This is a genomic window from Coprococcus comes ATCC 27758, from assembly GCF_025149785.1.
Classification (GTDB): domain Bacteria; phylum Bacillota; class Clostridia; order Lachnospirales; family Lachnospiraceae; genus Allocoprococcus; species Allocoprococcus comes.
This window is the reverse complement of sequence record NZ_CP102277.1, coordinates 1,087,326-1,111,124: the sequence shown is the minus strand read 5'-3', so window position 1 is coordinate 1,111,124 and position 23,799 is coordinate 1,087,326. Positions and strand designations below refer to the sequence as shown.

The window sequence follows — 23,799 nt, the reverse complement described above, 5'->3', positions numbered from 1 at the left end:
TTTTCCTTTCCGGACTTAGTCCTCAAGCTCTTTCTTGTAGATAATCTTTCCTGCGAAAATAGATCCAAATACGGCTACCAGGATAACAACGTATGACGGTGTTCCAGGGAAGAAGGATAAGAATCCGTTTTTCATCAGCCAGTTCATTGCAAATGCGATAACAACCGCTACAACACCAAGCTTCGGTCTTGTGATTGCGAACTGTCCGAATACAGCTCCGTAAAGTGCCGGAAGAAGGAAGTTGAGGGCCTGCTTGAATCCTTCTGGCATCATACCGATAATTGCGTTTCCTGCAATTGCTCCGATTGTCAGAATCACAATATTTACAATGATCGATACAGCAATACCGATGGTTGATACAACAGAACCTTTGTCACTCCCCATTTCAACGCCTGCTGCTTCCTGTGCAACAGAAGAACACGGAACACGCATGTTGGATGTATTTCCTGAAAGGAATGTCAGATAAGTTCCCGGGATTCCAAGAATCGGGAAATAGGAAATCGGTTCTACAATATAAAATGCTCCACTTACACTGATCTGTGCGATTGTACCTGCAATGATTGCGGATACCGGTGGCATACATCCGTATACAACTGAGATAACAAGTGCCGGTCCAAAACATGTAATGATACCTAATAACATGGTGATTTTTCCCCATTTGACAATATCAGGTATATAGACTTTGTTGTAGTATTCTTTATTCATATCTTTATCCTCTCATTCCTATTAAAATACAGTGTTCCAGATGTAACCAATGAGCATGCCTGAGAACATGGAAATTGCAAAGGCCCATTCTCTGAGCCATCCAATATTCTTTTCTTTCGCTAACTTTGTCAGGATCATCATAAGAATGCATCCTACGATTGTTGCGATTGCCGGTGCTCCGCCAAATGCAAACTGATTCTTTTCGTTGAAGAAGTTTCCTGATGCAAGGTTTGCAAATGCACCAAGCATCGCTCCTGCTGAAATGATCGGAACCATTTTGGAATTTCCTTTTGACATCAGATGGTTTACTTTATCCATCTTATCTGTGAAAAGGAGTGTGAAAATCAGCCATCCAAGTGAACCACAGATCATGGTCCATACACCGCAGGCGAATGCAACCGGTGTCAGGTTCTCCAGTGTAGCGCCCATTGCCTGTGCGCCAAATCCGGCTGCCATTGCTTCATAGTTAACGGATCCGATGAAAGAAAGTCTCATCCATGAAACAGGTGCTCCCATTGATACGATCAGAGAGATCATTGTTACCAGGATTACAATAGATGGTCCAATTGAGGAAATGGCACTACTCTTAATTGCCATATTGATCTTTTCCTGTTCAATTCCAATCTCTTTTGCTGCTTTGAGCGACTTCCTGAAAAACAGTACGGACTGAAAAACTACGATTCCTACTGCTATTGCGGCACTCACCCACATCAGAGGGCTGTTTGCCAGTTCCAGATAATTCACGTTTCCCTTCATTTTAAATTCTCCTTTGCCTTTTAGTTTAGGACACTGTCCTTAATATGCCCTTATGTTGATAATATACAATTTATTTTTTCTTTTGTCAACTTTTTTCACAAATTTTACCATTCAAAATATACACAAATTTTTACCACAATTTTCGTACATAATAACGATTTTTTCTCATTAAGCACAATTTAACCGTCTAACCATCTGGAATCCATACTTTTTATCTATACAAAAATGTGTTATACTAATAAACATATTGAGCATACGTTCAGAAAAATAAACTAACAGAGGTGTTAAGATGGAAAACGAAAAATTACAGGAACAGACAGAAAGCATGGCAGACTACGAAGCACATTTCGATGATGCCAATCCATGGAATGTGGTCGCACGTTATCAGGAAGAAGGAACCAATCTTCACGTAAAAGTAGAAGGAATCGTAAATGGTGGTGTCATCGCCATGGTCGAAGGACTTCGAGGATTCATCCCGGCATCCCGCCTTTCTCTTTCTTATATCGAAGATCTGGAGACTTATCTTCTAAAAGAAATTGATGTCCGCGTGATCGAAGCAAACCAGGCAGAAGGACGCCTGATCTTATCTGCACGTGAGATTTTAAGAGAACAGAAAAAAGCAGAAGATGCAAAAAAACTTGCATCTGTACAGGTTGGAAGTGTTGTAAAAGGTACCGTTGAATCGCTTCAGTCCTACGGTGCTTTTGTACGTCTCGAGAACGGTCTTTCCGGTCTGGTTCACATTTCCCAGATCAGTACCCAGAGAATCAAATCAGCAGACCAGGTACTTCACGTTGGGGACGAAGTAGATGTCAAAGTCATCGGTATCAAAGACGGTAAGATCAGCCTCAGTATCAAGGCTCTTGCCGAAGATGCTGAAAAAGAACAGGAGGAAGAGCTGGAACACGTAGAAATTCCGAAAGTAGAAGCAATCGGAACCAGCCTTGGGGATCTGTTTAAAAATATCAAGCTTTAAAAATTATAATTAAAAAAAGGGAAGCCTGCACTTTCGCAGACTTCCCTTTATCATTGCCTGATAAGTGTCACTGACACTTTATGCGAGAATGTACCCCCTGTACATTCTTTTCTATTTCTCCAGTGCTTCCAGATCCTGCATCCAGACTGCCGCACACGCATCGCTCGGCATTCTCCAGTCTCCTCTCGGTGAAAGTGCCACCGTACCGATCTTCGGTCCGTCCGGCAGGCAGGAGCGCTTAAACTGCTGCGCAAAAAATCTTCGGTAAAAGGTCTTCAGCCATTTCATGATCGTCTCGCTGTCATAAGTTCCTTCAAATGCAAACTTTGCGAGCCGATAGATCTTTGACGGTTCAAAGCCAAATCTCAGAACATAATACAGATAAAAATCATGCAGTTCATACGGACCTACAAGGTCTTCCGTCTTCTGGGCGATCTCGCCATCCTTCGGTGGAAGAAGCTCCGGACTTACCGGTGTGTCAAGAACATCCAGAAGTACCTCTTTCAGCTCCTGATCCTCACAGGTATCCGCATAATACTGAACCAGATGGCGTACCAGTGTCTTCGGAACAGATGCATTGACTCCGTACATAGACATATGATCTCCATTATAAGTCGCCCACCCAAGAGCCAGCTCCGACATATCTCCGGTTCCGATGACCATGCCCCATTCCTGGTTAGCAATATCCATCAGCACCTGGGTACGCTCTCTTGCCTGTGAATTCTCATAGGTCACATCATGTACCTCTTCATCATGTCCGATATCACGGAAATGCACATGGACCGCATCCGCGATCGGCACCTCTTTCAAAGTGGCTCCCAGCTTCTTCGACATCAGGCAGGCATTCTGATAAGTTCTGTCTGTCGTACCAAAGCAAGGCATCGTCACTGCAATGATATCCTTGCGGTCTTTTCCTGCCATGTCAAACGCTTTCGACGTCACAAGCAGTGCCAGCGTTGAATCCAAACCGCCGGAAATTCCAACGACTGCTGTTCTCGAGTGAGTATGCACCAAACGCTTCTTCAGTCCCATTGCCTGGATCATCAGAATCTCCTCACAGCGCCTTTCCCTCTCTGCCATATTCTGTGGAACAAAAGGGGTCTGTGCAAAGCTTCTGGTAAGTGCTGTCTCTTCCACACTTATGTGGAACAGTACTTTTGGAAGATAACGTTCTTCCGTTGTCTGGAAAGTTGTATTTTTTCTCCGTTCACTTAAAAGACGGAAAATATCAATCTCACTGACGATCATCTCGTTGGCAAACCGCTTTGCTTCTTTCAGGATCGTCCCATTCTCTGCAATAATATTGTGTCCGCCAAATACCACATCCGTTGTAGACTCTCCGTCCCCGGCATTTGCATAGACATAACCTGCAATCAGTCTTGCAGACTGTCCCTTGATCAGTTCCTCCCGGTAACTATCCTTTCCGATCGTCTCATCACTTGCTGAACAGTTAACCAGGATGATCGCGCCTTCTCTTGCCGCCTCAATGCTCGGCGGGATTGGTGACCAGACATCCTCACAGATCTCTGCCGATACGACCAGATCATCCATCTCTGCCGCCTGATACAGGATCTGCGGCCCAAACAGGATTTCTTCCCCTTCATAAGAAATCACTCTTGCTTTTTTCGGTCCCTGACGGAATTGACGCATCTCATAAAATTCCCCATAATTCGGAAGAAATGTCTTGGTTGTAAAGCCAAGGATCTTTCCGTCATTTAATGCGGCCGCAACATTATAAAGCTCTCCATCAATTGCAAGTGGAAGTCCAACAAATACAAGTGCTTCTGTATGCCTGGTCTCTTCTGCAACTTTTGCAAGTGCTCTGCGCACCTCTTTTAACAGTATATCCTGTGTAAAAAGATCGCTGCAAGTATACCCGGTCAGGCAAAGCTCCGGAAAAACAATGATCTTTGCGCCAGCCTTCTCAGCTTCTTTCATACGTTTGCAGATTTCCTTACAGTTGTGCCAGACATCCGCCACACGAATATCAACTGTGACTGCTGCAACTTTGATAAATCCCTGTTTCATGTGTTTACCTCTTTATCTTTTTGCCTGTTTTAAAATCTGTTTCAGTTCTTCTACACTAAATGTATACGCCGTATTGCAAAAATGGCATTTTACTTCTACTTCTTTTCCGTCATCGATCATTTCCTGGATATCTTTCTTTCCGATGCTGATGATGGCTTTCTCGATTCTCTCATGCGAACAATTACATTTAAACTGTGTGTCCATTGTATCTGTAAATTCCACATTCAGGCCATCCAGTACCTGCTCCAGCATCTGCTCCGGTGTATGTCCGTTATCCAGCATACTGGTAACAGAAGAGATCTTCTTGATATTCTCTTCCAGTTTATCCAGCACTTCATCCGATATAAACGGCATTACCTGCACAATAAATCCACCTGCACAGTGTACAGTGTTGTCCTTGTTCATCAATACTCCAAGGCCCACAGATGACGGAACCTGTTCGCTGGTTGCAAAATAATACGTCAGATCTTCTGCGATCTCACTTGTCTGCAGAATAGTCTGTCCAACATATGGTTCTTTCAGTCCCATATCTTTAATAACATTTAAAAGACCGATTCCAACAGCTCCTCCAACATCCAGCTTGCCATTCTTAGGCGGCATCATTGCTTCCGGATGATCGACGTATCCTTTCACGTCACCTTTTGCATCTGCAGTCACCGTAATTCCGCCAAGTGGTCCATCACCTTTGATCTGAAGCGTCAGCACATCTGTCTCATTCTTCATCATGCCTCCCATCATTGCTCCTGCTGTCAGAAGTCTTCCAAGTGCCGCTGTTGCTACCGGACTTGTGTCATGTCTCTTTCTTGCCTCTTCCACCAGATTTCCGGTTGTTGCGGCAAATGCACGGATCTGTCCGTCTCCCGCAGTTGCTCTTACAATATAATCTTTCATATAACAATTCTCTCCTGTTCTATTTTCCCTGTTCTCTTGCGATCACATAAATGCGCTCGCTTGTGTCCATCGGCGCATTCTTTGAAAATGCATCGTATGCTGTCACAAATTCCAGCCCCGACTTCCGGATCAGTTCCTTCATCTCCTCCAGCGTATACGCTCTCTGATAATGCGTCTCCTCATATTTGCGATAAAGCCCACTGTCCTTATCTGTCTCAATAAAAAGACTCAGATCATATTCATTGATCTTCTCATCTTCGTAATAATAGTTGTCCCAGATAAAACTGCATTCCTCCCGGTTCTCCGCAATTGTGCGATCCCCAAGAATCTCTTCATACTTGTAACGTGTATTAAAATCAAAAATAAAAACACCTTTCGGATCCAGATAATTGTTGACCAGGCGGAATACTTCCTGAAGTTCTTCCGGCTCTGTAATATAATTGACTGAATCGCAGACACTGATGACAGCTCTTACCGTACCATACAGTTCGAACTCTCTCATATCCTGCAGAAGATACAGAATATCATAACCGGATTTGTCTCGTTTCTCCATTGCGATCTCCAGCATCTCTTCCGCATTGTCCGCACCAATCATATCATATCCTGCCTTTGCAAGCAATTCTGTCATATTCCCGGTACCGCACCCCAGATCCAGTACCAGTCCATCTCTGACACCATATTCTCTCATAAGACCGGTGAGATATTCACACCATTCTTCGTAGGGAATATTATCCATGAAGGTATCATATACACATGCAAAGCTTGTATACGCTTCCATACTCTGTTGTTCCTCTCTTTCGATTCGCCATCAATGCCCATAAGCCGCACTGACCGATGTCCACGGACCACTCCGCTGCGCATCCTGACATCCAGATTATTTTATAGTATAACACAGGATTTTCCTCTAGGAAAGTCATATTCTGATGAGAACTTTTCCCTTTTGGAATTTTCTTTACTGTTCACAGTACCTGTGACCAGTAACGCATTTTCTTTTTCAGACACAAAAAAGAATGTGCCTTGGCACATTCTCGCGCCGAGCGCAGTCGCTTGCGACTTTCTTCATCTTCGTGCGAGTGCGCATCTCCGGCACGTAGTGCCTTTTATTTCATAGGAAGTTCCTTCGGAATTTCCTATGAAATAAAAAAGAACCAGGGGAAATTCCCTGATTCTCTTCGTTTTTTTAGAATCCCAGTTCTTCATTCACCAGAATCACTTTTATTCTGTTTGGAACATGGCTGAATCTTGTAATCAGTGTCTGACAGCAGATACTTTTCGGAGATTTACAGTTGGAACAGACACCTGTCTTCGTACACGGAAGCCCTTCATAACGCTGTCCGTTAATCGGAGCTGCCACATACTTTGCACGGGCATATGCATCCTCTGCACTTCTTACAATTTTGTTCATGCCAACGATCATCAGAACATTTTCCGGTCCGTAAGAAATAGCTGCCACACGGTTTGCATTTCCATCTATATTAACCAGTATCCCATCTTCCGAGATTGCATTACAGCTTGCCAGAAAATAATCGCAGTTAAGTGCCTGATGCATCATCTCTGCGTTTTCCTCCGGTGTCGCACACAGAGCTCTGTCCAGCACTTTATAATTTCCTTTATGAAGTGCTTCAGGAAGACCAATTGCCTTAATGCTCATAGACCCTCCCCAACTGATGCTGCTTCCTTCCGGAATCAGCTCCAGTGCAAGGGCAAGTGCCTCTTCTTTGGTCTGTACATAATGTCCCTCCATCTGACGGGACTTCAAATTCTTTATCACCTGCTCAGCGAGCAGATCATTTCGCTTTGTAACGAATTTATCCATTATTCAACCACCTGGATCCATCCTTCCGGTGCTTCGATGTGTCCCATCTGAATTCCGGTAAGTGTTTCATATAATTTCTTGATAACAGGTCCCATCTCATCCATTCCGCTTGGGAAGCAGATTTCTTTACCATGATCTACAATCTTTCCAACCGGTGAAATAACTGCTGCTGTTCCACAAAGTCCGCATTCTGCAAAGTCTTTTACTTCATCAAGATATACTTCTCTTTCTTCTGTCTCAAGTCCAAGATAATGTTCTGCCACATAAAGAATAGAACGTCTTGTAATAGATGGAAGGATACTGTTTGACTTCGGAGTAACTACTTTACCATCTTTTGTGACGAAGATGAAATTTGCTCCACCTGTCTCTTCTACTTTTGTTCTTGTTGCTGCATCCAGATACATATTCTCTGCATAGCCTTCTTCATGTGCTGTTACAATTGCATGTAAGCTCATTGCATAGTTAAGACCAGCTTTGATATGTCCTGTTCCATGCGGTGCTGCACGGTCAAAGTCTGAGACTTTAATTGTGATCGGCTTTGCGCCGCCCTTGAAATATGGTCCTACTGGTGTTACAAATGCACGGAACTGATATTCGTCAGCAGGTTTAACTCCGATAACCGGATTGCTTCCGAACATATATGGACGGATATAAAGGGACGCTCCTGATCCGTAAGGTGGTACATAAGCCGCATTAGCTTTTACTACCTGTACGATCGCATCTACAAAACGGTCTTCCGGAAATACCGGCATCTCAAGTCTTCTTGCGGAATCAGCAAATCTCTTTGCGTTCATATCCGGGCGGAATACAACGATGCGTCCGTCTTCTGTTGTGTATGCCTTCATACCTTCAAATACTGACTGGGAATACTGCAGAACACCTGCACACTCATTCAATACAATGTTGGCATCTTCTGTCAGGCATCCATCATCCCACTTTCCATCTTTGTAATTTGAAACATATCTCTTTTCGGTCGGGATATAACCAAATCCTATGCTTGACCAGTCAATCTGTTTCTTTTCCATTGTAATTCCTCCATTCCCTTGTTGCTTCTTACAGTAACATATATCTAAATTATAATTTTTGCTTCCCGTATTTTAAATCCTACGGATTACATATCGCTATTATATTACTTCTGTTTTTCAAATTCAAGAGTGCGCTCTGTTTTTTTTGATTTTTTTATCTTTTTGGCATTGTGATCGCTTCAATCCCCACACTTCCGCCTCTTACAACTTCAATTGAATTGAATTCAGAACGTAGAAACTGGATGATCGCTGTATTTTTATGTGCCGTGTGTACAAATTCAAGAAGCACACTGTCTTTTCCATAATCACGTACCTTTGCCTGATAGGTCTGCGCGATCTGGAAAAGCTCTGTCTTATCTTCCGGTGTACAGTTTTTTACCTTGATAAACATCAGCTCCTGCATAACAACAGATACTTCTGTAAAATCAATGACTCTGATGACTTCAACCATACGGTTCAGCTGTTTTTTGATCTGCTCATAAGTCTCTTCATCACTGTTCGTCTCAATCGTCATTTTGGAGATAGTCGGATCTTCTGTTCTACCTACCGTCAGACTCTCCAGATTATAGGATTTACCGGAAAAGAGTCCGGAAATCTTTGAAAGTACACCAACCTGATTTTCCACATATAAGGAAATCCATCTTTTTTTCATTGTATTATCCATCTTCACCTCTCCTCTCCATTAATCCATCAAAAGATCTTCCAGGGTTCCGCCCGGACGTACCATCGGATAAACCTGTACTTCCGGATCCAGCATGAATTCGATCAGAGTCGGCACCTTCAGTGCACGGTTTGCTTTTGCCTGTTCAAATGCTGCTTTCATCTCGGATTTTTCGGTTACACGGATTCCCTTTGCCCCATAGCTTTCTGCAAGTTTTACAAAGTCCGGCGTATATTTCGGTGGATGCTCTTCTCCACGTCTTGTCGCTGCGCCTGCACGAAGATCTGTCATAGAATAGCGTTTTCCATAGAAAAGTTTCTGCCACTGGCGAACCATTCCAAGATAGGTATTGTTAAATACACAGAGGATCAAAGGAAGTTCTTCCAGCACTGCTGTTGCAAATTCCTGAATATTCATCTGCATACCGCCATCACCGGAAATTGCAATCACCGTACTGTCCGGATTGCCAATCTGCGCTCCGACTGCTCCCGGGAATCCATATCCCATGGTTCCAAGTCCGCCGGACATATAAAGTCTGGTCTTTTCATTCACTTCCAGATACTGGGATGTGAACATCTGATGCTGTCCTACATCTGTCACAACAATCTTGTCATCCTCTTTAAACACTTCATTGATCGTCTCCAGAATATCCTGAGCCTGCATCTGGTCTCCCTTTGGTTTCATCCTAAGCGGATGCTCCTCTTTCCAGCCTTCGATCTGTTCCATCCAGCTTTCTTTTTTCTCCATTGGTTCTACATATTCCAATAATTTTTCAATTGCTTCTTTTGCATCCGCAACGATCGGAATATCTACCTGAATGTTACGTGAGATGGAGGAAGTATCAATGTCGATATGTACGATCGTAGCCTTCGGTGCAAATGCATGCAGTTTTCCGGTGATACGATCGTTAAATCTGGTCCCGATCGAGAACAGCAGATCGCATTCTTCCACTGCCATATTGGATGCATATGCACCGTGCATCCCCAGATTACCGATAAAAAGCGGATGCGTTGTCGGAATCGCACCACGTCCCATGATCGTTGTCACAACCGGGATCTGGGTACGTTCTACAAGTTCGGTAAACGCCTTATTCGCTCCTGCAATATTTACCCCACCACCGGCAAGGAACAACGGTTTCTTTGCTTTTCCAAGCATCTTGACTGCTCTCTTAAGCTGTCCGATGTGAACACCGGTACTCGGCTTATATCCGCGGATATTGACTGTCTCCGGATAATTCGGGCTTCCAAGCTCTGCCATTACATCTTTCGGGAGATCCACAAGAACCGGACCCGGACGTCCGCTACGCGCAATATAGAATGCCTCTTTGATGATTCTTCCCAGATCTTCTCTCTTTCTTACTGTCACACCGTATTTTGTGATACTTCTTGTAATACCTACAATATCAACTTCCTGGAATGCATCATTTCCGATCAGATGTCTCGCAACCTGTCCGGTAAAACATACCAGCGGTACACTGTCATAATTTGCCGTTGCAATTCCTGTCACCAGATTGGTTGCACCCGGTCCGCTTGTTACCAGACATACCCCGACTTTTCCTGTTGATCTGGCGTAAGCGTCTGCAGCATGGACAAGTGCCTGTTCATGACGCGGAAGTACAACTTTTGTGTAATCCTGTTTGTATATTTCATCACTGATATCAATTGTACAGGCTCCCGGATATCCAAAAAGGATATCTACCCCCTCCTCTTTTAATGCTTTTACAAGTAATTTGTTCCCTGATATTTTTTTCATAAATTTACCTCCATGAATTTTCTATACAGATGATCGCCAAATTTTTATCATAGTCATATAGAATAACAAACGCCCTAAACGGCTGACCGTTCAGGGCGAATATAAAATCCGTGTTACCACCTGTCTTCAGAGAAGCTGCTTCTCTGCTCTCACGCAAGTACAGAACCATAGAAATGTTCGATACTATTCCCCTGTAACGTAGGGCCTACGTCGAAGTCTACTTGAGAAATTCCCGTTCGGTCCGCTGCTCAAAGGCTACTTCTACAATCCCTTCATGAAGGCTTACACCGTCCGCCTTCTCTCTTTGCTTCCGAAGATTATATACTCCTCCTTGTCATAGCATTTTTTCTATTGTCTCATCGATTACATTTATTATAATGAGTGGTCTATTGATTTGTCAATGATACATTTCGCAAATTTTATTGATCTATTTTATTCTTTCATATTTTGCAAATACATACTCAAGATCGAAATATGTCTGTTCATCCGTCTCAGCTGTTTTTTGCCAATCCGGATCCTTTTCCAGATCCGGGAACCAGGTATCTGCCTCATATACATGATCTGTCCGCGTAACATACGCTATATTACAATACGGAAGCATTGCACGGTAAATACTTTCTCCGCCGATCACAAAGACTTCTCCTTTGTGCTTTTTACATTCCTGCATTGCCTCTTCCACACTGTGTACCACGATCGCATCCTTCACCTGATAATCCGGATTATGGGAAATCACGATATTAACCCGGTTGGCAAGCGGACGCCCCTGCGGAAAGCTTTCCAGCGTCTTTCTTCCCATCACGACAATATTTCCTTCTGTCATCTGACGGAAGTATTTCATATCTGCCGGGATTCGTACAAGCAGACTGTTATTCTTTCCTATTGCCCAGTTTTTATCTGCATTTACAATAATGTTCATCGTATCTGTCTCCTTTTCTAAACCGCGATCGGAATATTTTTGATCTGCGGTCCTGTCACATAATCGTCTAATCTTACGTCATCCGGTGTAAACTGATAGAAATCTTTCACTTCCGGATTCAGCCAGAATTTCGGTGCCGGGTGCGTCTCTCTTGAAATCAGTTCCTCGATCAGTGAAATATGCCTGTCGTAAATATGTGCATCTGCGATCACATGTACAAATTCGCCCACCTGCATATCGCATACCTGCGCGAGCATATGAAGCAGCACAGCATACTGGCATACATTCCAGTTATTTGCCGCCAACACATCCTGGGAACGCTGGTTCAGGATTCCGTTCAGTGTCAGCTTGTCGCTGCCTTTTTCTTTTGTCACATTGAACGTCATGCTGTATGCACACGGATACAGATTCATCTCATGAAGATCTTGATGTACATAGATATTCGTCATGATCCGGCGGCTGTAAGGATTATTCTTCAGATCATAGAGTACACGGTCTACCTGATCCATCATTCCTTCTTTGTAGACATGCTTTACGCCCATCTGATAGCCGTATGCCTTCCCGATCGATCCATCTTCATCTGCCCAGCTGTCCCAGATGTGACTGTTCAGATCGTGGATATTATTGGATTTTTTCTGCCAGATCCACAAAAGCTCGTCCGTACAGCTTTTGATCCCGGTTCTTCTGAGTGTCAGTGCCGGGAATTCTTTTCGCAGATCATACCGGTTCACCACACCAAATTTTTTTACAGTATACGCCGGAGTCCCGTCTTCCCATCTCGGACGTACCTTTTCTCCTTCTGTGCTGGTTCCATTATCAATGATGTCCCTGCACATCTCTATAAAAACTTTGTCTGCATAACTCATGCCTGATTACTCCTTTTTCCAATGCTGTGCCTTCTAATATTCTCTGATAATGCTGCTGATCTCACTTACGATCGGCATTTCTTTTAATTCCTCCAGTGCATCCTGAAGATGGTATTCCTTGACTGCGGATGTTCCGATGACAAGTTCTGCCTTTGCCGCTTTTGCCTGTTCCTGGATCACACGTTCGATACTTACCTTATGATCTCCGAATACTTTCGCGATTGCTGCCAGTACTCCCGGTTCATTACTCACCTGCATACGGATAAAGAAACGATTCTTGACATCCGCAAATTCCTTGATCGGAAGCTCTTTGTATGCGCTCCATCCGATTCTTCCGGTACAGTTCCATACAATATTTCTTGTAACATCCATCACATCTCCGACAACTGCACTTGCGGTCGGCAGTTCTCCTGCTCCTCTTCCATAGAACATGGTATCCCCAACTGCATCTCCGTGTACAAAAACAGCATTAAAGGAATCTCTTACGGTAGCGAGCGGATGTTTCTTATCGATCATCATCGGATAAACACCTGCTTCAATTCCATTAGATGTATTTCTCGCAATACCGATCAGTTTGATCACATTTCCCATCTCTTTTGCGTAATTTACATCTGCTGCTGTGATCTTTGTGATTCCCTCCGTATAGACATCCGAAAATTTCACCTGTGAATGGAATGCTGACGTAGCCATGATTGCCACCTTACGTCCTGCGTCCAGGCCTTCCACATCCGCCGTCGGATCCGCTTCTGCATAGCCAAGCTCTGTCGCCTTTGCGAGTGCTTCTGTGAAATCCATTCCATTTTCAAACATCTTTGTCAGGATATAGTTAGTCGTACCGTTGACAATTCCCATGATCTCATCGATCTGGTTGCCTTCCAGGCACTGCTTAAGCGGACGGATGATCGGGATTCCTCCTGCTACCGCTGCTTCAAACAGGAAATCAGCGCTACCTTCTTTCGCAGCGTCATAGAGTTCCTTTCCATATTCTGCGATCAGATCCTTATTTGCACTTACTACATTTTTCCCTGCTTTCAGTGCTTCTGTGATCATCGTTTTCGCTGGCTCAATTCCGCCCATCACCTCGATCACGATTTGGATTTCATCATCTTCTATAATCTCTTTCCACTGATCTGTCAGCAGATTCTGATCTACACCCTGTCTTACTTTTTTCATGTTGTGTACCAGGATTTTCTTTATTTCAAGAGCGGCGCCGGTCTTCTGCTGCATCTCTTCACTGCGGCGTCCAATCAATTTATAAACACCTGTTCCGACTGTTCCAAGTCCAAGTAATCCTACTTTGATTGTCTTTGTATCTGTCATATCTTCGCGTCCTCCTAATCTATAGTAAATCCATTTTATTCTAGCACTTTTTTGTGAATATTCAAAGAACTTTCTTGACATCTTTGGGGGACGTGATAACATTATATATGTATGATTCTATGTATTTAAGGACGTGAATGTTAAACATAATTTTTAACATTTACATCATTTAATAAGGGAGTAGATACATATTAAAAAACCAAAGAGGAGAGATAAATCATGCAGTGCCCGATTTGTAAAAAGGATCTTGAGATCAAGAACAAAAAAATAGGCGAAAATGAAGCCGGTGAAGCAATCTACAATGAATTCGCAATCTGCCGCGATTGTAAAAAGCAGTGGAATTTAGATAAACAGCGTGAAAAGAAAAAAAAGCTTGCAAAAGAAGCATTGGCTGAAAAAACAGTTGAAGCCGGTAAGGCTGCAGAAAAGCCACACAAAAAGCGCCCGGCTGCCGAAGGAGAAAAAACTTCTGCCGAACGTCCTGCCCAGCCAAAGAAAAAGAAAAAACGTCCGGTATCTCCGGAAAACACCGAAAAGCGGACCGCTTCTTCTGCTAATCCAGAAGTACCGACTCATCCGAAGAAAAAATGTCCGAACCCGGCTGCCGAAGGCGAAAGACCGGTAAGAAAACCTCGTCCGAAGACAGAAGGTTCTTCCGAAGAACAGCCATCCAGACCGCATCCAAAGAAACGCCCTGCTACTTCAGACCGTCCACTTCTCAAATATGCAGAAGGTCAGGAAGAAAGCCGGGAAAAAGTTCGTCCACGTCCGAAAAAGAAACGTCCGGAAGAAGCCAAACCGGTACATGCAATTGACAATTCCAGCACACGTATCATTTCTGATGAAGAGGATGAACTTAAAATTACTGCACCTGATCTTTCCACTCCAGAGGGAGAAAAAGAACAGACCTATTCTAATATCCCACCAAAGCATGTCCGTGAAAAACGTGAACAGGAGATGCGTGAGAACTATCAGAATATGTTAGACGAAGAAGATGACGATGATGAGAGACATTTTCCTGTTGTGCTTGTTGTAATCCTTATCTTCCTGATCATCGCAGCTGCTGCATTTGCAGGATACTGGTTCTTCCTGAAATAAAAAAAAGAATAGTTATGATGAAAGACTGGCTCGATGCCAGTCTTTTTTACGTTAGTAATGAGCCAGGGTTTCGTGTGAACACGAACCCCCGGCGAACGCACACCATCTCGCTTAGCAGCTCGATGATGTACATTCGCCAAATACAGATTTTTACACCCATGCAGATCCTTGTGCAAGCACAAATCTGCATGGGTGTAAAAATCTGTATTTGGCTCATTGTATGCACAAAAAAAGAACCACACGCAACATGTAGTTCTTAATTCAAGAGCGACAGACGGGACTCGAACCCGCGACCTCCACCTTGGCAAGGTGGCGTACTACCAACTGTACTACTATCGCATTCATTATTTGTTGTTCATCAGAACAATAAATACTATACAATATATCTATCAATTGGTCAAGTATATTTTCAATTTTATATGTCGGACTTTTCTACTTGTCTTCACCTATTATTCTGTTAAAATCATTTTTTGTCTGATTAACAGAAAACTTATTGAATCTCCGCAAAAAGTAGAACAGAATTTCTTCATTTTTTCGTTGACAATTCCTTCTTTGTACTGTATAGTAGATATTGTTCTGATGAACACAATTTAATAGATGCGATAGTAGTACAGTTGGTAGTACGCCACCTTGCCAAGGTGGAGGTCGCGGGTTCGAGTCCCGTCTGTCGCTCTTTGTGAGACTTATGATTTTCATAAGTCTCTTTTTTCATTCATGTAAATTTCTGATTAAACTTTTAATTAAATCAAAAGACCCCTTTTGTCAGAGTTGTGCCAGATACACAAAAAGGGATCCGCTTTCACTTTTTTGTAAAAGTCTGATCCCTTCTTTTTATTTATTCTAATCTTATAGATCTACTCTTCTATTTTGCCAGCCAGTCCATTGCAATCTTCGCATACATGGCTGCGCCAAGCGGTAATGCTTTTTCATTAAACAGAATCTTTGGATTATGCTGTCCTTTCCATTTACTCTGATCTTCCACTCCGGCTCCGACTACAAAATAACTTGCCGGTATTTTTGCCGAAATCACGGCAAAGTCTTCGGATCCCATGACATGAAATCCACCGTTAATCGTTGTTCCCGGATTCTCAAGAGACTCAACACTTTTAATATACTCTGCATTCAGTTCTTCATTGCAAGTTACACTCGGAACATTGCTGAGTTCTTCGATTTCACATGTAGTACGATAAGCTGCTGCAACAGCCGGAACAATTTCATTGATCCTCCGGATCAGCATCGTCCTTACTTCTTCATTAAATGTCCTTAGTGTTCCCTGAAGCACGCAGCGCTCCGGAATTACATTTGCTGCATTACCAGCTGTAAACTGTCCAATTGTAAGTGCTGCCTCTGCTGATGGTGGACATTCCCTGGCGATCAGTGCCTGAAGAGCATGATAAACTTCTACACCAGCATTGATCGGGTCAATACAGCCCTCCGGTGCAGAACCGTGTCCGCCACGTCCTGTAAGGGTGATTTTAAAGCCATATACAGATGCCATGGCTTCCACACCATATCCAATCGTTCCACATGGAATTGCCGCAAATACATGCGCTGCAAAGGCAGCATCTACATGCGGATTCTCCAGGACTCCTGCTTCCACTGCTGCTTTCGCTCCGCGGAAGGTCTCCTCACCTGGCTGGAACAATAATTTGACCACGCCCGGCAGTTCTTCTTCATGCGCCTTTAAAATTTTTGCCGCTCCAAGAAGGATCGTAGCGTGCAGATCATGTCCGCATCCATGCATACAGCCATTCTTTGATGCAAATTCAAGTCCCGTTTCCTCTTCTACCGGAAGCGCATCCATATCACTTCTCAGAAGAAAACATTTATCCCCTTTTCCAATCTGAGCGATAATCACTGAAACCTCAGGAAATACCTTGTATTCTACATTCATCTCATCCAGACGTTTACTGATATATTCCACAGTCTTTGGAAGCTCCAGATCCGTCTCAGGAATTTGATGAAGATCTCTTCTCCATTTTATAAGTAGATCATTTATTTCCTGCGCTTCTTCTAAAATTTTATGTGCCATATATCCCATCCTCCTTTTATTTCAACTATCATTATTATAGAATTTCGCTATAAAAAAAGAAATGAACATTTCTTCACTTTGACAGCCAATCTTGCTCTCTGTGAAAAAATGTTCATTTTCCATTTTTCTTTAATAAAATATTTTCACTTACTTTTGCTTACACATATGGTCTTGCCGCTCCAATCACCGTTCCACGACTTGACACTGGATGAATACCTACTCCCTGATTCGGCCATGAATCAATCATCATTCCATTTCCGAGATAAATTGCCACATGTCCATTGTAATAAATCAGATCGCCTCTCTGCATATTTGATGTACTTACCGGCTTAAAGGTATTATTTCTGTACCAATTCATAGAATTATAGGTTTGCCATGCCTGCCATCTGTGATTATAAGGATTGTAAATTCCTAAATCCATGCCAGTTGCATATAAACACTGTAATACAAATCCCGAACAATCCACTGCATCTCCCGGCCAGCTTGACCAAGGTTCTATATATCTTGTTCCAATATACTCATATGCACGTCTGATAAATGCATTAATACAATCTTCACGAGTTGCATCATATGCAATCGTTGAAGGCGATACATAAGTAAAATAACCTGTACAATAGCTTGGAAGTACAACTGTTTTCGAACTCACCTGTGGATATCCTGACGGATTCTGCCATCCAATCTTATTCGGTCTTGCTGCTGTATATATCCTCCACTGCTGTGCATCTGAAGAATTTTTGCTCCATACCTGAACATTTGCACCTGATTTTCCAGATGCATTTTTGACATCCACTACATTTCCAAGTGCAGATACAATCTGAATTCCTTTCTCTCCCATAACAAATTTCCATTTTTGGGCATTACTTCCGTTATTCTGATACTGCTGTACATTTGCACCGGCTGCTGTAGATGCATTTTGTACATCCAGCAGTTTTGCTGAACAGCAGGATGTAATCGTATACCATCCATTTCCCGCACTTCTTACCCACCAACGCTGCGCATAACTTCCATTTGAAGAATACACCTGAACGTTTGCACCATTATTTGAAGAACCTCCTGCTACATCCATCCTGAGTCCTGTATTTGTGAGTGGTGCAAATTCGTAAAATCCGGTTTCAATTATACTTGCACTGTTAAATTTCCATGCCTGTGCTTTTGTTCCATTCACTATATAGGTTCCGATATTGGTTCCATTCGCAGTATTTCCACCTGATACATCAATCGCTTTTCCAGATGCCTTATTGATAAGGATATATCCACCTCCCATCTGCACTTCTAAACTCCATTGTGCAGCTTCTGTATCTCCTGAATTATCTGCCTGACATACATTATTTCCTGATTCTGTCAGATAAAGACCTGATCCTACATTCTGTAATGTAATATATCCATCTTCTGTTGTGCGAACCTGCCACTTCTGTGCCATCGTCTTATTATAAGAATATAACTGCGCATTCGCATTTACTGCAGTACTTCCATTTGTGATATCAATCACTTTCTGTGAAGCAAGTGCAGACTCAACAATATAACAGCCTTCACTTACAGATGCTTTAAATGGAACAAACTGCCATTTCTGGTTTGTACTTTCTGTTGTTTCCTGTGTTGTAACTGTTTCACCGGAAACAGCTTTGCCCGCATCCATAGCAAGACCATTCGCTGCTGAAATCAAAGTATAGGAACCATCCTCATTTTTCCGGATAACCCATCTCTGATTTTTGGTATTATCATCGTTTTGCCATTCCTGAACAATTGTTCCCGGAATCAGTCCCCCGCCTTTTAAATCCACCGTTTTCGCGGTTGCAACAATTCTCAGTCTGTAATAACCATCTTTACAATACTTTACTTCAAAGCATTGAGCCAGTGTTCCATTAGACTGATACATCTGCAATTTTGTGCCATTTGCAGAATTTGCACCACTCAGATCCAGAACCATCTTATTATTTGTAAGGGAAGTCAGTGCATAATAACCATCTTCGAGCACTTTCCCTTCCGATGCTACGACCACTTTTGTATTATAGACTTTAAACATCTGTGCTGGTGTTTCATTAGAATCATAGATCTGAATCTGCGTTCCATTTGCATTTCCCGCCCATGACACATCTAATACCAGATTCCGTCCCAAAGCTGAATAAAATGTATAGGTTCCATTTTCATTTTTTACAGGAATCCATTTCTGCGCCCTGGAATTATTACTTTGAAATTGCTGTACAGCTGTTCCACTTTTAGCTGTACCATTGCTCACATCCAAAACTTTTCCGGATCCAATATTCAAAATTCTTACATATCCGTCTCCTGTAGCTTCGACTTTCCATCTCTGCGCATTCGTATTATTTGACTCATACAACTGAATTTTAGCCCGATCATTTTTTGATCCATTCGAGACATCCAGGGTCATTTCTGTCTTTATTGACGTTGTAATCTGATAGGTCCCATTTGTCAGATCCGAAATTTCTGCTTTTGTTGCCGCAAAAGTATCAATCTCTTTTTCGCTCCAATAAAAATCAGATTGTTCAAACGTCCATCTTACTACTCTCTCATCATCTGCCGGAACTGTAATCAGTTCTCCGTCTGCTGCACTTCCTAGCATTTGATTGTTTGCCGCATTTCGGATATACATCTGACCATTTTCGTCCTTCTCAATCTTCCAGAATCTCTGTAATGCTTTTCCGGCTTCTGTTCCAGATGCTGAAACTACAGCTCCCGGAACAACATCTCCTAAATTTGCATCCAGAAATCTGCCTGAATATACTGAACAAATCGTATACGCTGCTTTTTTTTCATTGTATGCTATGTAAAAAGCCTTTTTCGCGGACTTTCCATCTTTGGAAACTTTCCGGACCCCGCTTCCATCAGAACCACTGTTTATAGTAAGTGTCTGATCTCCATTTGTAATCAGATAGGTTCCATCTTCTATCGTGCGTTCACTTTTCACCGTCTCTGTTTGCGTACTGTAAAAAGCAAAATCCGTTCCACTTGTATCTGTCTTTTCACAAATTTCCACATTGTTACTGTCTGTCACGTTGAGAACCAGTTTCTTACCAAGTGCTGAATAAAGAATAATTGTTCCCTCTTCATTTGGTACAGCTACCCACTTCTGCGCTGCTGTCATATTCTTCGTATATTGCTGTACATTCTGACCATTCGCGGCAATGCCACCATTTACGTCCAGTGCTTTTTCTGAACCAGTGTTCGATAAAATAAGATAACCCTTTGAATCATGTACCACTTTCCATCTCTGTGCAGCCGTCATATTTGATTGATATGCTTGTACATTTGCACTGTCGGCTTTTGATCCATTTTTAACATCCAGCACCTGACGGCTTCCCTTTTCCCCGATCACATATTCACCATCTGGAATCACATCTCTGTATACACCAGCCAGCTCATCCATATTCTCTGTTTCAGTCTGCGTCTTCACTTTCTCAGATTTATCCTGTTGCACTGCATCTGTATCCTCTGAATCATCTTCTGATGTATTTAAATCTGGTTCCCTGACTTCTGGTTCTCTGACTTCTTCTGCTTCCTCAGTCTGATTATTCCCATCCGATATCTGATCATCTGCATCTTCATTTTCGAAATCCTGCACTGGCTCTTCGTCCACGCCCTCTGTCTGCTGCGCAGGTTCTTCCGCTGCTGCATAAGATACTGGTGCAATCCCTGCTGTCAATGTAATCATAAGCATTACCGGAAGCAGCTTTCTAATCACATTACTCTTCATCTTCCATCCTTCCCCCTTTTACCTTATAACTACTGCCTGCATACCTCGTGCTGTATAAAGCATACTGATCCAATTTGCATCTTCTGTCAGATAACCGGAAATGGAATCTGACAGATAAACTACATTCTTGTTTCTATCATATCCTTTTAAAACCACCGTATGCGAATTCGTATAAGTTCTGTATTCTTTTCCATTATACCATTGTGAAGCATAACATGCACCTAAAAACTGCTGATAAATTGTAGTCCATATAATAACAGGATTTCCTTCATCCAGATAATCATACAACTTCTGCCAGGAACTGCCTGACACATCATACGCCCGTTTATTACTTCCGTGACTCTTCAGAAAACCGTTGGCTGCATTGGTAAGACCTGGTGCAGAAGTACAATTACCGTTAGAACTATGTGGATTTCCCCAAAAACAGGTTACAAAATTCCAACTACTGCGTGGAAGATAAGAATCTGCTATTGTCGACTTTCCAATATTATATCCATAATATTTCAGCACATTCGTAAGTGCAACCGATTCACAGCCCGTTGGAAGTTCTGGATACTGTTGCACACATGGAACTCCCAGGTTAACGGGCTCCGGTGTATAACTTGTAGATACAAAGGAAAATCGTTGTCCTCTACCTGCATTATCTGTGTAAACCTGAACATTTGCCCCATTATAGCTATTTTCCCCCGAAACATCCAGCACTAACGCATCGCCGAGTAATGAACTGATTCTAAATCCACCTTTCCCAGTATACGTAATCTTCCATTTCTGTGCATTTGAACCGTTGCCATCCCATTGCTGAACATTTGCCCCGGCTGTTCCCGATCCATTAAGTACATCCAGATATTTCTTACTTTTTGCATTAACGATGCTGTATGTACCATCTGAATTCCGGGTAATATTCCACTTCTGCGCACCGGTATTATTCGACTCCCATGTCTGAATATTCGCTCCTGATTTTCTGGATCCTGAACTTACATCAATTACCTGCTTCCGGTTACTGCTAATCTGTATAAGATAAATTCCATTAGCAATCACCGATGTCCCATCTATACGAAAACGCTGCGCATTTGTGGAATTCGCAGCATATGTCTGTACTTTTGTTCCATTTTTATTTGTACCACCTGCAACGTCAAGAACTTTTCCGTTTCCTACATTTTTCAGAATAAGATATCCCTTTGAAATTGTAGGCATCCACTGTTGATCTTCCTCCCCGCTTTCCTTCATCTGTACAACATTTCCATTTACGTCTGCAGTCAGCATCAATCCCGATACCAGAGATTCAAATGAGTATGTATTTTCTCTCCCTTCTACTGCCATAATCTTCCACTTTTGCGCAAGACTTCCATTTCCCTGCCAGATTTGGATTCCTGCGCCATCTGACATTGATCCATTTTTCACATCAAGCCATTTTCCTGCATCCAGACATGTACTGATTGAATAAATGCCTTCCTGCATCAGATTTGTCCGTCTCACCAGATAAAACCTCTGTTCATCTCCCTCACTGCTTTCTTCCCCCTGCAAATTGGTTCCTGAACTTCCTGCTTTATTCGCGAGGCTTACAGTAAGTCCGCTTGCCACATTTTTAAATGTATAAGTTCCGTCTTCATTGACGCAGACTGAAAACAACTGATCTTTTTTATCTTTCACAGAACTCCACTGCCTGATATTTGTTCCCGGGACAACATCCCCTCCTGCAACTTCCAATACCTTATCTGTCTGTGCGCACAGGATACGATAATATCCCTCTTCATAAACAAACTTAAAAAGTTGGGCATAGGTCTGATTTCTGCTGTAAATCTGTGCATTTGCTCCATTATTTGAAGACGCACCTGATATATCTACTGCTGACTTTTCGTTACTTTTAGGTACAATTTCATACCAGTTTTCACTGATTCCAAAATCTTCACATGTTCCAATTTCAGCAGTTGTATTTGTAAATAAAAACTGCTGGGCAGTTGTTTCGTTCTTGCGATAAACCTGCACATTACTTCCATTTTTTATGTTTGCTCCTGTCACATCAATCACAAGATTTTCTGTCAGAGCTGAATATAACAGATATTTTCCATTTTCTAACCTTACAGCAATCCATTTCTGCGCACGTGTTCCATTGCTCGTATACTGCGCTACATTATTTCCAGAATTCCCCAGCCCATTCACAACATCTAATGCTTTTCCTGAACCCATATTGATGAACGTAAGATAACCTTTTTCATCATGTGTCACTTTCCACTTTTGCGCAGCAGTCGTATTGGATTCGTAAATCTGGATATTTGCGCTGTTATCTTTTGACCCCCCAGATACATCTAGCACCTGCCTTCTGCTCAGTCCACTGCGAATCACATAAATTCCATCCGCTAAAGCATCTATGCTTTCTGCTGCTTTCTGATCCATCTCTGTATATATATCTTCTACGGTTCGAATCTTCCATCTCTGAGCCGGTGTACCATTGTCTGACCATATCTGGAGTCTCGTTCCCTGCGCACTTTTTCCATTTACTACATCCAACACAAGATTCTCATCCAACGCTGATACCAGACGAATTCCAGCCTCTTCTTCTATCGCAATCCATTTTTGCGCATAAGTTCCATTAGCATCATAAAGCTGTACCGCTGTACCGCTTTTGGCATTTCCGCCCGATACGTCCAGTACTTTCCCTGATTTTTTATTCAGAAATGTCAAATATCCTGTTTCATCACAAATCACTTCCCATTGCTGGGTACTCGCAAGGTTTTCATTCCACAGACAGATTGCTGTACCATTCTTAGTTCCCCCATCCACAGTGTTCATCGCCATATAGGTATCCAGTACAGTGTTAATAAGATTATTCCCCTCTGATATTAAACCTTTGTTTTCTTCCGCAAGTAGATCCAATCGTTCCCGCATGGTCATTTCTTTTTCTTCTTGCTGATCAGAATCTTTGAGTTCTGCATCATCTTTCATCTCCGAATCTGTTTCTGTTGAATCCTCTTCCGCTAGGTCTTCTGCCGGCTCTTCAGTTGGCTCTTCAGTTGGTTCATCCGAATCCATAACTTTATCAGTCTCATTTTCGTTTCCCGCATTATCCGGATTTTTATTCTCCTGAACTTCAACTTCACTGTATTCCTGATCTGCTGCCATCGAAACAACCACACTGTTCCCAATCAGACTGCATACTAGCGCAGCCACCGTTATGAAATAGCCTGTTCTTCTCTTTTTCCTCATAAATTCTCCTTGTAGACAAAAAGGTATGATGCATCCACATC

General features: G+C 42.6%; 17 protein-coding genes, 2 tRNA genes and 1 other annotated feature. Of the genes, 3 read left to right on the top strand and 16 right to left on the bottom strand.

The features are described from left to right. Positions 1-15: 15 nt before the first annotated feature. A complete protein-coding gene (locus tag NQ556_RS05470; RefSeq protein WP_008369595.1) occupies positions 16-705 on the bottom strand; it encodes a hypothetical protein in 690 nt (229 codons plus the stop codon). Between the two features lie 21 nt (positions 706-726). Beyond that, a complete protein-coding gene (locus NQ556_RS05465) occupies positions 727-1,461 on the bottom strand; it encodes a DUF5058 family protein (RefSeq protein ID WP_008369597.1) in 735 nt (244 codons plus the stop codon). Positions 1,462-1,750: 289 nt separating this feature from the next. On the opposite strand from NQ556_RS05465, the gene NQ556_RS05460 reads away from it, so the two are divergent. Then, positions 1,751-2,437, top strand: coding sequence for a S1 RNA-binding domain-containing protein (locus NQ556_RS05460; RefSeq protein WP_022221145.1), 687 nt, complete (start codon positions 1,751-1,753; stop codon positions 2,435-2,437). A gap of 111 nt (positions 2,438-2,548) precedes the next feature. Here the strand turns inward: NQ556_RS05460 and NQ556_RS05455 are convergent, their stop codons facing one another. From NQ556_RS05455 to NQ556_RS05410, 10 genes are all read right to left on the bottom strand, one after another. Further along, on the bottom strand, positions 2,549-4,465 hold the full coding sequence (locus tag NQ556_RS05455) for an NAD(+) synthase (RefSeq protein WP_008369600.1): 1,917 nt from the start codon (positions 4,463-4,465) through the stop codon (positions 2,549-2,551). A gap of 12 nt (positions 4,466-4,477) precedes the next feature. Continuing rightward, the gene (hslO, locus tag NQ556_RS05450) at positions 4,478-5,356 is read right to left on the bottom strand and encodes an Hsp33 family molecular chaperone HslO (RefSeq protein WP_008369602.1); all 879 of its coding nucleotides are present in this window, start codon (positions 5,354-5,356) and stop codon (positions 4,478-4,480) included. A gap of 19 nt (positions 5,357-5,375) precedes the next feature. Further along, positions 5,376-6,158, bottom strand: coding sequence for a class I SAM-dependent DNA methyltransferase (locus NQ556_RS05445; RefSeq protein WP_259812409.1), 783 nt, complete (start codon positions 6,156-6,158; stop codon positions 5,376-5,378). A gap of 378 nt (positions 6,159-6,536) precedes the next feature. After that, the gene (locus NQ556_RS05440) at positions 6,537-7,172 is read right to left on the bottom strand and encodes a lactate utilization protein (RefSeq protein ID WP_008369608.1); all 636 of its coding nucleotides are present in this window, start codon (positions 7,170-7,172) and stop codon (positions 6,537-6,539) included. After that, on the bottom strand, positions 7,172-8,197 hold the full coding sequence (locus NQ556_RS05435; RefSeq protein WP_008369610.1) for a branched-chain amino acid aminotransferase: 1,026 nt from the start codon (positions 8,195-8,197) through the stop codon (positions 7,172-7,174). The genes NQ556_RS05440 and NQ556_RS05435 overlap by 1 nt, the downstream gene beginning before the upstream one ends. A 154-nt stretch (positions 8,198-8,351) precedes the next feature. Further along, positions 8,352-8,861, bottom strand: a complete 510-nt coding sequence (gene ilvN / locus NQ556_RS05430) for an acetolactate synthase small subunit (protein ID WP_204575878.1) — start codon at positions 8,859-8,861, stop codon at positions 8,352-8,354. Positions 8,862-8,879: 18 nt separating this feature from the next. Then, on the bottom strand, positions 8,880-10,610 hold the full coding sequence (ilvB, locus tag NQ556_RS05425; protein WP_008369614.1) for a biosynthetic-type acetolactate synthase large subunit: 1,731 nt from the start codon (positions 10,608-10,610) through the stop codon (positions 8,880-8,882). A gap of 88 nt (positions 10,611-10,698) precedes the next feature. After that, positions 10,699-10,957, bottom strand: a binding site (T-box leader). Between the two features lie 80 nt (positions 10,958-11,037). Continuing rightward, on the bottom strand, positions 11,038-11,526 hold the full coding sequence (locus NQ556_RS05420; RefSeq protein WP_008369618.1) for a dihydrofolate reductase: 489 nt from the start codon (positions 11,524-11,526) through the stop codon (positions 11,038-11,040). A 17-nt stretch (positions 11,527-11,543) separates the two neighbouring features. Further along, entirely contained in the window at positions 11,544-12,392 is an 849-nt protein-coding gene (thyA, locus tag NQ556_RS05415) for a thymidylate synthase (RefSeq protein WP_008369620.1), read from the bottom strand. A 33-nt stretch (positions 12,393-12,425) separates the two neighbouring features. Continuing rightward, positions 12,426-13,712 (bottom strand): homoserine dehydrogenase, encoded by a 1,287-nt coding sequence (locus NQ556_RS05410; RefSeq protein ID WP_195371082.1) that lies wholly within the window; start codon positions 13,710-13,712, stop codon positions 12,426-12,428. Between the two features lie 219 nt (positions 13,713-13,931). Here NQ556_RS05410 and NQ556_RS05405 point away from each other — a divergent pair, with 219 nt between their 5' ends. Further along, positions 13,932-14,810, top strand: a complete 879-nt coding sequence (locus tag NQ556_RS05405; RefSeq protein ID WP_195371092.1) for a hypothetical protein — start codon at positions 13,932-13,934, stop codon at positions 14,808-14,810. Positions 14,811-15,076: 266 nt separating this feature from the next. Here the strand turns inward: NQ556_RS05405 and NQ556_RS05400 are convergent. After that, a tRNA-Gly gene (locus NQ556_RS05400) sits at positions 15,077-15,149 on the bottom strand. 260 nt (positions 15,150-15,409) lie between these two features. On the opposite strand from NQ556_RS05400, the gene NQ556_RS05395 reads away from it, so the two are divergent. Beyond that, positions 15,410-15,482, top strand: a tRNA-Gly gene (locus NQ556_RS05395). Positions 15,483-15,672: 190 nt separating this feature from the next. Here the strand turns inward: NQ556_RS05395 and NQ556_RS05390 are convergent. The 3 genes from NQ556_RS05390 to NQ556_RS05380 all read right to left on the bottom strand — a co-directional run bounded on the left by NQ556_RS05390 (position 15,673) and on the right by NQ556_RS05380 (position 23,758). Then, entirely contained in the window at positions 15,673-16,842 is a 1,170-nt protein-coding gene (locus NQ556_RS05390; RefSeq protein WP_044998604.1) for a M20 metallopeptidase family protein, read from the bottom strand. Positions 16,843-16,999: 157 nt separating this feature from the next. Further along, positions 17,000-20,554, bottom strand: coding sequence for an RICIN domain-containing protein (locus NQ556_RS05385; protein ID WP_008369632.1), 3,555 nt, complete (start codon positions 20,552-20,554; stop codon positions 17,000-17,002). 18 nt (positions 20,555-20,572) lie between these two features. Then, complete coding sequence (locus tag NQ556_RS05380) at positions 20,573-23,758, bottom strand: RICIN domain-containing protein (RefSeq protein ID WP_008369633.1); 3,186 nt, start codon at positions 23,756-23,758, stop codon at positions 20,573-20,575. Positions 23,759-23,799: the final 41 nt, after the last annotated feature.